This window comes from Streptomyces viridifaciens, from assembly GCF_001888885.2.
In the GTDB taxonomy this organism is placed as follows: domain Bacteria; phylum Actinomycetota; class Actinomycetes; order Streptomycetales; family Streptomycetaceae; genus Kitasatospora; species Kitasatospora aureofaciens.
On the sequence record NZ_CP090840.1, the window covers coordinates 1,579,349 to 1,591,917 of the forward strand.

General features: G+C 71.5%; 11 protein-coding genes. 8 read left to right on the top strand and 3 right to left on the bottom strand.

The annotated features are described in order from the left end of the window. Positions 1–105: 105 nt before the first annotated feature. A complete protein-coding gene (locus tag BOQ63_RS06735) occupies positions 106–1,383 on the bottom strand; it encodes a SpoIIE family protein phosphatase (RefSeq protein ID WP_072653687.1) in 1,278 nt (425 codons plus the stop codon). Between the two features lie 329 nt (positions 1,384–1,712). On the opposite strand from BOQ63_RS06735, the gene BOQ63_RS06740 reads away from it, so the two are divergent. From BOQ63_RS06740 to BOQ63_RS06760, 5 genes are all read left to right on the top strand, one after another. After that, the gene (locus tag BOQ63_RS06740) at positions 1,713–2,558 is read left to right on the top strand and encodes a patatin-like phospholipase family protein (protein ID WP_072653688.1); all 846 of its coding nucleotides are present in this window, start codon (positions 1,713–1,715) and stop codon (positions 2,556–2,558) included. A 250-nt stretch (positions 2,559–2,808) separates the two neighbouring features. After that, a protein-coding gene (locus BOQ63_RS06745; protein WP_454130716.1) for an IS630 family transposase occupies positions 2,809–3,890 on the top strand; the annotation gives its coding sequence in 2 pieces (ribosomal slippage) (positions 2,809–3,294 and positions 3,297–3,890; 1,080 coding nt in all). 229 nt (positions 3,891–4,119) lie between these two features. Further along, entirely contained in the window at positions 4,120–5,985 is a 1,866-nt protein-coding gene (locus BOQ63_RS06750; protein ID WP_072653689.1) for an NAD(P)/FAD-dependent oxidoreductase, read from the top strand. A gap of 603 nt (positions 5,986–6,588) precedes the next feature. Continuing rightward, positions 6,589–6,957: a hypothetical protein gene (locus BOQ63_RS06755; RefSeq protein ID WP_072653691.1), complete on the top strand. Its 369-nt coding sequence runs from the start codon at positions 6,589–6,591 to the stop codon at positions 6,955–6,957. Positions 6,958–7,153: 196 nt separating this feature from the next. Next, entirely contained in the window at positions 7,154–8,047 is an 894-nt protein-coding gene (locus BOQ63_RS06760) for an IS5 family transposase (protein ID WP_223886195.1), read from the top strand. Here BOQ63_RS06760 and BOQ63_RS06765 read toward each other — a convergent pair. Beyond that, the gene (locus BOQ63_RS06765; protein WP_072653692.1) at positions 8,028–8,531 is read right to left on the bottom strand and encodes a hypothetical protein; all 504 of its coding nucleotides are present in this window, start codon (positions 8,529–8,531) and stop codon (positions 8,028–8,030) included. The two genes, BOQ63_RS06760 and BOQ63_RS06765, sit on opposite strands and share 20 nt — an antisense overlap. A 319-nt stretch (positions 8,532–8,850) precedes the next feature. Here BOQ63_RS06765 and BOQ63_RS06770 point away from each other — a divergent pair, with 319 nt between their 5' ends. Then, positions 8,851–9,747 (top strand): S41 family peptidase, encoded by an 897-nt coding sequence (locus BOQ63_RS06770; RefSeq protein ID WP_223886196.1) that lies wholly within the window; start codon positions 8,851–8,853, stop codon positions 9,745–9,747. 187 nt (positions 9,748–9,934) lie between these two features. Here BOQ63_RS06770 and BOQ63_RS06775 read toward each other — a convergent pair whose 3' ends face one another. Further along, complete coding sequence (locus BOQ63_RS06775) at positions 9,935–10,591, bottom strand: hypothetical protein (RefSeq protein WP_072653693.1); 657 nt, start codon at positions 10,589–10,591, stop codon at positions 9,935–9,937. A gap of 303 nt (positions 10,592–10,894) precedes the next feature. Between BOQ63_RS06775 and BOQ63_RS06780 the strand changes: the two genes are divergently transcribed. Both BOQ63_RS06780 and BOQ63_RS06785 read left to right on the top strand, forming a co-directional pair. After that, positions 10,895–11,455, top strand: a complete 561-nt coding sequence (locus BOQ63_RS06780; RefSeq protein WP_072653694.1) for a GNAT family N-acetyltransferase — start codon at positions 10,895–10,897, stop codon at positions 11,453–11,455. Positions 11,456–11,805: 350 nt separating this feature from the next. Continuing rightward, positions 11,806–12,339, top strand: coding sequence for a GNAT family N-acetyltransferase (locus tag BOQ63_RS06785; RefSeq protein WP_191093637.1), 534 nt, complete (start codon positions 11,806–11,808; stop codon positions 12,337–12,339). The last annotated feature ends 230 nt before the right edge of the window (positions 12,340–12,569 follow it).

Below are 12,569 nucleotides of genomic sequence, written 5' to 3' on the forward strand. Positions count from 1 at the left end.
CGCGCGGCGCCGGGCTCGGTCTTCAGGGGGCAACGATCGGCGGCCACGAAGTCGGGACCGAAGACCGCGTCATTCGGTTCTTGCACGAGCGCCGTTCCTGAAGTCTCAGAGGCGGACGACGACGAGGGCGATGTCGTCACGGGCGCCGTGGCTGACGCCCATGCGGGCGAGGAGGGTGTCGGCGAGGCGCTCAGGAGCAAGCGTTGTGCAGCACTGGGTCAGGGTGTCGGTGAGGCGCTCCAGGCCGGTGTCGATGTCCTCGTCGCGGCGTTCGATGAGGCCGTCGGTGTAAAGCACGAGGGTGTCGCCGTGGTGGTAGGCGGTGCCGGTCTGGGGGCGGGGGACGTGTTCGGGCCGGGCGCCCAGGGGCGGGTCGGTGGCCTGGTCGAGGAGATTGCAGGTGCCGTCGGGGCTCATCAGGACCGGCGGGGGGTGGCCGGCGCTGGAGTAGACGATCAGGCGCGCGCGAGTGTCGACCAGGGCGGTGAACGCCGTCGCGCCGAGTGCGCCTTCGACGGAGCGGGCGTACAGACCCAGGACCTCCAGTGCCCGGGCGGGGCCGGCCACGGCCCGGCTGGCGGCGGACAGGGCGCTGCGCAGCATGCCCATGACGGTTGCGGCTTCCAGGCCGTGGCCGACGACGTCGCCGACCGCGACGGTGAACCGGCCGTCGGGCAGGTCCACGGCGTCGTACCAGTCGCCGCACACGTTCAGTGAGCCGATGGCGGGCAGGTAGCGCACCGCCACGTCCCGGTGGCGGGCCAGGTCCGGGGAATGCAGCATCGCCTCCTGCAGGGTGATGGCGACCTGCCGCTCGCGGGCGTGCGCGGCGCGCAGCTCCTCGTTCAGGCGCTGCAGCTCCCTGGCGCGGGCGTACAGCTCGGCCTCCATGCCCTCCTCGTCCTCGGCTATCGGCCCGACGGTGTCCGGCCGGCCGTGTCGGCGGGCGCGGATGAAGGTGGTCACGTCCTCGACCCGGTGGATGACCCATGCCACCTGTCCGTCGGCGCCGAGCACGGGTGTGTTGACCGGGGACCACCAGCGTTCCTCGAAGGCGCCCGGCTGGCCCGCGATCGGGATGTCGTACTTCTGCACCGCCATCGTGTCCGGCTCCCGGCTCGCCAAGACCCGCTCCAGGGAGGCCGACAGATTCCGCACGCCGTCCGCATCCCGGTCGGAGGGGTTGTCGGGAAAGGCGTCGAAGAGGTACTGCCCGAGCAGGTCCTCACGCGTGCGGCCGGTCACGCGGCAGTATGCCTCGTTGACGCCGACGATCGTCAGGCCCGGGTTGATCACCAGGTACGGGCTGGGAGTGGCGGCGAACAGCGCAGCGAAGTCGACCTCCCCCGCAGTCCCCTGCCGCCCGGCCGCGGGTATACCCATTCCTCCAATCTACGAGGCCACCAGCATCCACGCCCGGTTGCACTCAGCACCGGACTCGCCAGGCATTTGGCTGGGCCCCTGGGGCCCGCACGGGGGGCGGAGCGGGGCCGAGTACTCCGACGCCGCTTTGAGCCACGACGGGTGGTGGACCGTGTTTACCGAAGGCGCCGACCACCATCAGGTGGTCGGCGCCTTCGCCGTGCCGGGCGCCGCCTTGGTATTCGGGGTCGGCGCCTGCTGGTCCGGCCTGGCCCTGCGGGTGTACTGTCGCATCGACATGAAGCGGGGATCAGTCCCCATTTCTTGCGTGTCGGGGGAGAGGAATCACCATGAACCAGGCGGCGCTGGTACTGGGCGGCGGCGGACCGGTCGGCGGTGCGTGGCTGACCGGTGTAGTCGCGGGCCTGGCCGACGGCGGGATCGACCTGATGGCTGCCGACACCGTCATCGGTACGTCGGCCGGAGCCGTTTTCGGGGCCCGCCTCGCCAGCGGCGAACCCGCCCGCGAGCTGTACGAACGCCAACTGGCGGACCTCGACCGGGTCGAGATGGACATCACCGCCATACAGACCCTGCGCTTCCTGTGGGCGGCCCTCGCCACCCGCGACCCGGAACGCTCGGTCCGCCGCCTGGGCCACGCTGCCCTGACAGCGCGCACCGCCCCCGCCCAGGACCTCCACGAAACCGTGCGCACCCTGCTGCGGGGTGCCATCGCCTGGCCCGCGCAAGCGCTGCGGATCACCGCCGTGGACGCGCTGACCGGCAGTGTCGAGGCCTTCGACGCCGGCTCCGCGCTCGACCTCGCGGACGCGGTCGCCGCCAGCTGTGCCGTCCCTCTGGTGTGGCCTCCGATCGCTGCCCTCGAGCGGCGGTGGATCGACGGCGGCACCCGTTCCACCGGCAACCTCCAGCTGGCCATCGGCCACCGGCAGGTGCTGGCCGTCTCACCTGTCCCCACTGCCATCGGGCCGCATCCCAGTGCCCAACAGCAGGCGGCGCAGCTGCGCGCCGCCGGCGCGCACGTCACCCTGATCACCCCGGATGCCGACGCCCGCCGCGCGATGGGACACAACCTGACCGCCAACGCCCGCCGCCCGGCCGCCGCCCGGGCCGGACACCGGCAGGGCACGGACCTCGCCGCCTCGGTCGCCCGCGCCTGGCCATCCAGCGCCTGAACCATGTTGCGCGCCGACATCCTTGCCGCGCTCGGCGTCCTCAAGGTCGCCACCGCCGACCAGCGCCAGCGACTACTGCGCCCCGGGACGACTCGCACGACTCACCACTCGGGCCTGACCCCCAGCCATACCCGCGGGGACTCCTTGAGCCGCATCGCTGATCCTGGACACGTTACTGACCTTGGCGCTTCGAGGTGATTGGCCTGTTTGTGTAGCTGACTGACGGCCATGTGCGCGCTATGCCGTTGGTATGCGCTATGCGGATGGGGGCGGGCTGACGGCGAAGGCACGTCAGCGCCGCGAGGCGGTGCGGCTGGAAGCCGCCGAGTTGTTCGACGAAGGTGTCCCACCGAAGGAGGTTGCCCGCAGGTTGCGGGTGACCACGAAGTCGGCCTACCAGTGGCACCAGGCCTGGCGGGAGGGCGGGGCCGGGGCGCTGGCTTCACGGGGACCGGGTGGGCAGCGTTGCAAGCTGTCGGCGCGGTGCCGGGCGAAGCTGGCCGAGTACCTTGAGCAGGGGCCGGCCGTGCACGGCTGGGACGAGGACCAGGTGTGGACCGGTGCGCGGGTGGCGACGCTGATCGGCCGCAAGTTCCACGTGTCCTACAGCGTCTCGGGAGCCACCCGCCTGATGCAGCGACTCGGCTTCACCCCGCAGGTCCCAACGCGGCGTGCCGCGGAACGCGACGAGCAGGCTGTCGCCGCGTGGATGGAGGTGACCTGGGCGGAGGTAAAAGCGCCCGGGCGGCCTGCGACGGATGGCTCTGCTTCGAGGATGAAGCCGGGTTCACCCGCAGACCGCCCAAGGCACGCACGTGGGGACGCCGTGGCATCACCCCGGTCGTGAGGGTGGGCGGCCGGGGCTCCGGACGGGTCTCGGTCGCCGGGCTGATCGCGATGCGGCCGGGCTCGCGGACCCGGCTCTGTCACCGGCTGCGGTGCCATACCGGGCGCAAGGGTGAACGCCGCAGCCTGTCCGAGCGCGACTACATCGGGCTGATAGACGGGGTCCACCAGCTGGTCAAGGCGCCGATCGTGCTGGTGTGGGACCGGTTGAACACCCATGTCTCCCATGCCATGCGCGACTTGATCAACGCGCGGGACTGGCTGACGGTGTTCATCCTGCCCGCATACGTACCCGAGCTGAACGCGGTCGAGTACCTATGGGCCCACGTCAAACGCAGCCTGGCGAACCTCGCCAGCGTCGCTCTGGAGCGACTCGCCGCGCTCGTCCGCAACCGCCTCAAACAGCTTCAGTACCGCTCCGACGTCCTCGACGGCTTCCTCGCCGGGACCGGACTCTCCCTCGACCTCCCACCGCCATCACCTTGAAGCGCCGAAGTCAGTAAGCACCAACGCTCCGGAAAATCGAAGCGGGGCCCGGGGCGGCGGCGAGGCCGACCACGCGACCATGACGGCTCACGCTGGGACGCCGTTGCATCCGAACGACCCACCGATTTCCGAATTCGCGAGCCCTTGTTCGTGCGCGCCCGCAAGCCGTTCGGGTGAGGCCCACTTGACTGCCGGGGCGGCCATCCCCGCGCCTGCCAGTCTGTTGGCCATGATCACCAGAAGGTCTCTCTTCTCCGCCGCGGCTTCCGTCGCGGCCGCGGGCTCGATCACCGGTTTTTCCGGAACCACGCACCCCGGCGCACCGGTGCGCGATGCCGCGCAGGATGCGAACTCGCTGGCGATGGCCCGCCGGATCCTGCTCACCGACGAGTCCTACAACGACCTGACGCTGCACTACCTCAGGCTCCTCACCGGGAAGACCCCGCTGCGAGCGGCCCACGGACGCGACGTGCTGGTGGTGGGTGCCGGGGTGGCCGGGATGGTCTGCGCCCGCCTGCTGCGCGCGGCCGGGCACCGGGTACGCGTACTGGAGGCGAACCGCAACCGGGTCGGCGGCCGGGTGAAGACCTTCCGGGGCGAGGTCTGGCAGGATCCGCGGCTGCGGGCGGAGGCGGGCGCCATGCGGATCCCGTCCAGCCACGCCCTCACCCTCGCGCTCGCCGACCGGCTCGGTGTCGCCCGCCGCCCCTTCCACCTCGTCGATACCGACCCGACGCCCGACCTCACCTCGGGCGACAGCCGGATCGTCTACACCTCCTGGACGGGCGAGACCTTCAGCACCGGAACGCGGCCGCCGTACGCCGCGCCGCCGGCCCTCGGCTCGCGGCTGATCCACGTCAACGGGCAGACCGTCACCAAGGCCGTCTACGCCGCCGACCCGCGGCCGGTCAACAAGTCCTTCGGCTGGGACAGCGGGCAGACCTCGGCCGCCGCCCTCGACCAGGCGCTGGCCACCGCCCGCTCCTACACCCAGACCAGGAACCCGGACGGCACCTGGTCGGACAAGCCCATCGAGGAGCGGGTCGACGGCATGGCCCGGCTGCTGCACGACCTGGACGGCTACTCCCTGCGACGCTACCTGACGGACATCGCGCACTGGGACGAACCGCAGATCCAGGCGGTCGGCACCCTGGAGAACCTCACCAGCCGGCTCTCCTACGGGTTCCTGCACTCCGCCCTGGACGCCGTCGACATCAACCCGGCCGTCACCTACTTCGAGTTCACCGGCGGCACGGACGCCCTCACCACCGCCCTGGCCCAGGACCTGCCGATCGAACAGGACCGCGTGGTCACCAAGGTCGTGCTCGAGCCATCCGGCCGCGTGACCGTCCTCGCCGCGCCCGAGACCGGCCCCGAGGACGAGGCGTGCGCCGGCGCCATCGGCACGCCCGTGCACGAGTACCGGGCCGACGCCGTGGTCCTCGCCGTGCCGTTCGCCGCGCTGCGCCACGTCGACTTCGACCCGCTGCTGCCGTACGGGAAGCGGCGGGCCATCAACGAACTGCACCACGACACCGCGCACAAGGTGCTGCTGGAGTTCACCGAGCGCTGGTGGGAGTGGGACGAGGACACCTGGCGCAGCCGGACCGGCGACGCGTACCGCCCGGCGCCCCACGGGCCCGCCCGGCCGGCCGTGGGCGGCGGCTGCGTGAGCGACGAGGCCTGCCGCTTCGTCTACTTCCCCTCCCACCCCAGCGACCAGGGCGCACCCGGCGGCGTCGTGCTCGCCGCCTACAACTGGGCGGAGGACGCGATGCGCTTCGACGCCCTCGCCCCCGACGACCGGCACACCGAGGCCCTCGACCACCTCGCGGCCCTGTACGGCGACCGGATCCGGCAGTTCGCCACCCACCGTTCGGTGTCGCAGTCCTGGCTGCGCAACCGGTGGGCACTGGGCGAGGCGGTCATTGAGACCCCCGGACAGCTGACCACTCTCGGGCCGCACGTCGCCACCCCCGTCGACGGCCGGCTCTACTTCGCCGGAGACCACTGCCAGCCCCGCTACCATGCCTGGATCGCCGGGGCCGTGGCCTCCGGGGTGGAGGCCGCGCTCCAGGTCAACAGCGGTGCCTGACCTTCTCTCGCCCCGCACCGCCGCAGGGGTTCCGGGCATCGGGACGCAGACACCGGCCCCGACGCCCGGCTGTCCCAGCCCGGAGCCGACGCCGCCGTCGGCCACCACCCCGCCCGCGACCACCGCGCCGAGTCCCACGCCGCAGGCCTCGCCAAGCCCCACGCCGCAGGCCTCGCCGAGCCCGTCGGCGAGCCAGGCCCCGCCGTCCTCGGCCCACCCCACCGCGCGACCCCCCGCCCTTCCGGCCCCGCCCCTCTCCAGACCAGCGCCGATCCAGCGACACCCCGCGCCCACCGCCCCGGATCCGGCTTCGGTCCCGGTTCCGAGCCCGGCTGCGGCGGCCACCCAGCCGAACGCCCACGAGGGATCCGCTACCACACCCGCCGGCCGACCCACCACCCCCGCCACGGCGGCACCGAGCCCCACCGCGCCCGGCGGTGCCGCGAACCCGACCGCTGGCACCGCCGGCGCCGCGCCGCACACCTCGCAGCCGTGGACCCGGGAACCCGCGGACCTGTCCGTCGTCCTCGTCTCCCTGCTCCTCCTCGCCGTCCTACTGCCCGCGGCGGTCAGCGCCGTCGCGTCGATCCACTGGAGGAACCGTTGATCTTCGTCGTGGTGCCCGTCCTGGCGGTCGTGTTCAGCGTCGGGCTACTGGTCGCCGTGGCACGGCTCCGACCCGACGGCATGACTCCGCACGCCGCGTTGGCGCCCGTGCCCAACGTGCTGGCCTCGGTGGTCGTCCTGCTCTCCAGCTTCGAGGTCGTCACCGGCTGGGCCAACCGGGCCAGTTCACACCCCCTGCACCCGCCGGCCGTCGTCTTCGTGCTCGACGTCCTCGCGGCGGCCTCTCTGCTGGCCTATCCGGCCGTCGCCGGGCTCCCGTACACCTGGCGCAACCGCATTCTGGTCGGCATGTTCGCCTTGCCGGTTGGGGCCGTGCTGGCACTGGCCTGGGACCTCCAGCGGTGAGAAGCGATTCCCAAACCGAGGGACACGGCTGCCGCTCGAACTTCCGCGCGCGTCGGTCTCGTTCGGGTGATCGCTCCGCGGTCGGCGCATAGGAGAAGAGCCTCCTGCGCAGTTCGGTGATGTCGAGTCAACGAACCATCAGGAGGCCCTGGTGTCCCACTGTGGCGTGCTTCCTCCGTCCGCGTCCAGCTCCGGCATGTCGTGCGATTGCCTCGCACACCTGCTCGGGAATGCCGCCGACCAGCCGGACCGGGCCCGCCGCTACGGCTCCGACCTCACCGACGCGGAGTGGGTGGTCGTCCGGCCGCTGCTGCCGGTCCCGGCCTGGATGAACGGGCAAGGGGGCCGCCCGGAGGGCTTCTGCCACCGCCAGATGCTCGACGCGGTGCGCTACCTGGTCGCCGAGGGTGTGCGCTGGGCCAGCCTGCCCGCCGACTTCCCCAAGTGGCGGGCCGTCTACCGGTTCTTCCGCCGCTGGCGCGACAACCACCTCATCAAGGAACTCTACGGCCGACTGCGCAAGATACTGCGAGAGTTGGCCGGCAAGAAGGAGGCACCCACCGCCGCGATCATCGACTCGCAGTCGGTCAAGGCCGATGCCACCGTCGGCGCGGCCACCCGCGGCTACGACGCCGGGAAGAAAATCAACGGCCGCAAGCGACACATCACCGTGGACACCCTGGGCCTGCTGCTGGTGGTGATCGTCACCGCCGCGTCGGTCAAGGACAACGACGCCGGCCGTGACCTCCTTGAACAACTGCGCGCCGAACACCACCGCATCGCCCTGGTCTGGGCCGACGGCGGCTACACAGGATGGCTGGTCGCCTTCGCCCACGCGGTCCTGGCCCTCGCGCTGACCGTCGTCAAGCGCGGCGACGACGCCAAGGGGTTCGTGGTGCTGCCGCGCCGCTGGGTCGTGGAGCGCAGTTTCTCCCACCTGATCCGGGCCCGGCGCCTGGTCCGGGACTACGAGACCCGCATCGACAGCGCCGAGGCGATGGCCTGGTGGGCCGCGAGCATCCCGGCCACCCGCCGCCTGGCCCGCTCCGGCGCCCCGGCACCCCGCCGCCTCAAGCGGCCCGCGGCCTGAACAGTCCCGGCCGCCCCTCGCTCAACCAGCCCCGCTCCGCCAGCCGCTTCGCCCGAAACCGGGCCGCCTGCTCCCTCGCGTCACTCGCAGGCCAACCCAGATCCTCGCGCATCGCCCGAGCCCGCACCCCGTCCCCACCACCGGCCGCATCGCGCTCGACCAGGGCCACGATCCGCGCACAGTCCGGCGCAAGCGCATCGATCCCCAACCCCTCGCTCCAGAAGGGCACTTCGACCCGCGGCCCGACCACGCCCACAACCGGCTCCACCACCGGGGCGCCGACCGGCGCCCAGGGCACCGCGGCCTCATCGGCCAACTCGCCCAAGGCAGCGACGGTCTCCTCCCGCGCGATGACCGCGCGCCGCGCGGCCTCATCCGCCTCGGCCACGGCGGCCTGAAGCCCCTCCAACTCGGCCCGCAGCTCCTCCGCCCGGGCCAACGCCACCCGCTCGCGCCTCTCCAGCACTCCCAGCACCGACGGCATCCGCCACCTCCGACCACGCCCCGCACCGACACGACGCTCCGAGCGTGCCTACCGAGTGGCGGCCACACACCTCACCTGGGAAAGCGTGACCCTACCCTCGGTTTGGGAATCGCTTCTTACAGTGGTGCACGCCCCGCGACGCCGTGGGGAACGGTGGGGGGAACGCATGGCACGGAAACGCTTGCTGCGTCTGGCTGCCCTGGGGGTGGCTGTGGGGGTTTTGTTGCCGGTGGCCGGGTCCGCGAGCGGGCTGTCGCAGGACCCGGACGACGGCATGTCTCCTGGGGCCCGGACCTACCTGACGAAGGTGCTGGACCTGATGGAGCAGCAATCCGTGATGCGTCACCGGGTGGACTGGGCTCAGCTGCGGCGGCGGGTGCTGGAGCAGGCGCACGGCGCGCGGACGGCGTCCGACACCTACGGGGTCATCGCCTGGGCGCTGAACTCCCTGGGAGACGGACACAGCTTCTTCCTCGATCCGCAACAGTCCGGGGCGAGGTTGGGAGCCACCACGTTATCTTTCGAGGGCCTGACGGGCCGCGCTCTGGAGGACGGCCTGGGCTACGTCTCGCTGCCGCAGGTCCAGGGGACACAGCAGACTTACGACGCGTACGTGCGACAGGGCCGGGCGGCCGTCGCGACGGCCGACGGCGCCTGCGGCTGGATCGTGGACCTGCGCGACGACCGCGGAGGCAACATGTGGCCGATGCTGGCAGTCCTGGGGCCGGTGCTGGGCGACGGACCGGCGGGGGGCTTCGTGGACGCCGACGGCAACCGCTCGACGTGGTCCATCCAGCACGGCAACGCCTACGCGGACGGCGAGCCCGTGGGCTGGACGGACAGCGAACCGATCACCCGCAGCGCTGCGCCTGTGGCCGTGTTGACCGGCCACCGGACCGGCAGTTCCGGCGAGGCGGTCGCGGTCGCCTTCCGTGGCCGTGCCGACGCCCGCTTCTTCGGTGAGCCGACCTACGGCGTTCCCACCGGGAACATGGTCTACCACCTGTCCGACGGAGCGACCCTGGTCCTCACCACCGCCGATGACGTCGACCGCGCCGGCCGCACGTACAACGCTCCGATCCGGCCTGACGAAGAGGTGGTCAACGACCCCGCCGCGGCCGTGGGCGGCGACCGGGACCGGGTGCTGGCCGCCGCGCGGGCGTGGCTTCACCAGCAGCCCGGCTGCCAGCGGAGCCGGGGGAGTCAGGCAGGGTAGCTCGGGGCTGGGCGGGCACGGCGTGGACGGGTTCGGGTTCGGCCGGTGCGCGCGGACGTTGCTGATGTCCCGGGCGCCGCTGGTCTGGGGGTGTCGCCGCCGTCGGACGTGGCAGGCGCCCCTGTCCTCCTGGTGGTGGGGGTGGGGTGGTGGTGCGCCGTCGGGTCGGGGCGGCCTGCGGCGCTAGCTAGCTAGCGGGCGCCCGGACGTCCTCGCGCACGGCGGCCACCTCGGCGGCCAGGGCGTCCAGGTCCACGCTCTCCGGCCGGACGGCCTCCCGCAGCGGCTCGCTGACCACCACCACGGCGGAGGCGTCCGCCCAGCTGCACTCCGCCCGCCGGAAGTCGACGCCCCCCGTCCGCACCAGGACGATCCGGCAGCGGAGCGGCTCCCGGGAGCGGGGCGGCGTGATCGACCGCGGGCCGACGATGAAGCCCTGGACGTTGTCGCGCCCGTCCAGGACGCTCTGGAACTGCTCGAGCGCCGTCGCCGGGCTCCGTACGGTGCCGTACAGGCCCGTCACGCCGATCGCGAGCGCGCCGTCGCGGTCCTTGGGCGCCGACTGGTACCAGCCGAACACCGCGGTGGCGCCCTCGATCTGGTCCGCCATGACCTGCGCCAGCCTCGGGTCGACCGGCGCCGCGTCGTGGGAGCCGGCGTAACGGCCGTGCCCCAGGCTCTCCGGCAGCGTCAGCCGGTAGGGGCGCGGCTGGTCCGCGTCCTCCCGCGCGACCTGCTGCCCTGCCTGCCCCGGGCCCGTCATCCCCTGCCCGCCCCCGCCGCCGCATCCGCTCACCGCGGCCGCCGTCGCCAGCACGGCCGCCACCCACCCCAGGCGCTTCACTTCGTCCGGCTCCTCGTCACTTCGTCCTCGACGGGACAGCCTAGGCGCTGTCCGGCGGCCTGGCGGCCTTCGTGGTCCCCGGCTGGGCCGCCGGGGACGGCCCGGTGTTCGGCGGGGTGGTACGTCGTTGAACCCGGGCACCGCCAGCCCGGCCCGGCCCACCGGACGCCACCGCCGGACGTGAGCCGGCGCGTTCGGGCGGGAATCGTGTATCCGGGGCAGCGGCTGTTTCTGAACCGGGCGCGGGGACTTACTCGACAGCCTGCTGAGTGCTCGTCTGCGACGGCTGCATAGGATTCTCTGATGCCTTCCACCGCCTACTACCTCGCGCAGGGGCCACGTGTGGCCATTCGTCATGTCTGCCGCCAGGACTATGAAGAGCTCACGGCGCTGGCCAGAGAGAGCATTGAGATGCTCAGTCGGTGGCTGTCAGCTCGCGAGGACACGGTGGAGGCTTTCGAGAGCTACCTTGCTCGGATTGAGCAACCCGCCCATGAAGGCTTCGTCATTTGTCTGCAGAGCACGGGCGCGATCGTGGGCGGTGTCAACATCAACAACATCGTCCGGGGCACGATCCAGAGCGGGACCTTGGGCTATACCGCCTACGCATCGACGACCGGCCGTGGCTATATGGCCGAGGGCCTGCGGTTTGTCCTGCAGCTCGCCTTCGGTGAGCTGGGACTGCACCGGCTGGAGGCGAACATCCAGCCGGACAACGCGCCCTCGTTGAACCTCGTCAAGCGTCTGGGCTTCCAACGAGAGGGCTACTCGACCGCCTTCCAGTTCATCAACGGCGCGTGGAGAGACCACGAACGGTGGGCTATCACCGCCGAGATGGCCGTGACGACGAGCGGTATGCACTGATTCCCCAGGCCTGAGTTGTGCCGGGTGAGCGCCTGTCTCTACGGACCTATTTCGGCCCCACCGTTCCGAGGTCTACTGGCCCCACTTCTGGGCCGACCGGGTGACGGGCTGAGTGAGTAGGAGAAAGTTCCAGGCAGTTTCGGCCCCACCCAATCGATCGGGTGAGGTTTCAGGGCTGGCTGCCGGCATACAGGTCAACGTGCCCCACCGCGTACAGCCGAACGTACGCAGGTCCAAGACGACGCTCAGGGATGGATCTCGGTGGTCCCGCATATCGAGCGTCCGCGATCGGCAGGACCGATGGCGTCCCGTGGCACGACAGTGCGTTCGACCGTGAGATGGTTGCTGTCATGACAGATGGCGCGCCGGGCAGCGAGATTGTACTCGAGACGAACCGCCTGCTGCTCAGACCTTGGCGGGTGGCCGAGGCTGTCGTCCAGCGTGAGCTGTGGACCGAACGTGATCCACGAGTGCCGCCGCACCGCCGAATCGACGCGGACGGACACCCCACGGTTGCGGAGCTCGAGGATTCGATCCGCACCAACCAGCTATGGTCGACCGGGTTGCTGGCTATCGAGCGGAAGGCATCTCGCGACGTCATCGGCTACTGCGGGCTGGTCGACAGCGGGCGAGGGCTGGCGGGGGAACCGGAACTGGCATTCGAGCTGCTACGCCGAGTCTGGCGCCAGGGATACGCGACTGAGGCATCGTTGGCGGTTCTGGACTGGGCAAGATCGTCTGGGTTCGAACGCCTGTGGGCCACGGTCTGGGACTGGAACACCGCTTCTCGCCGCGTGCTGGCCAAGGTCGGGTTCACCGAGACCGATCGGAAGGAAGTGGACGCGGTGTACGGGACCACCCTGTTCACCACGAGACGGCTCTGACAAACTCGACGTTTGGCCTTGCGGACGGCTCCATGCAGTGCTGGCAGGCCAGCGGTCTCCGCTCGTTCGTCGATCCGCACGACGCTGCCCTGCCCGGCGGCCTGGCGGCCTTCGTGGCCGACGCCATGGTCAAGGAACCACGCGGCAACTGACCCCTCCGAGGACCCGGTCCCGCCCGACGCGACGGCCCGTCGCGGGTCCTGAGAACAGACAACCCGTAGAGGATCAAC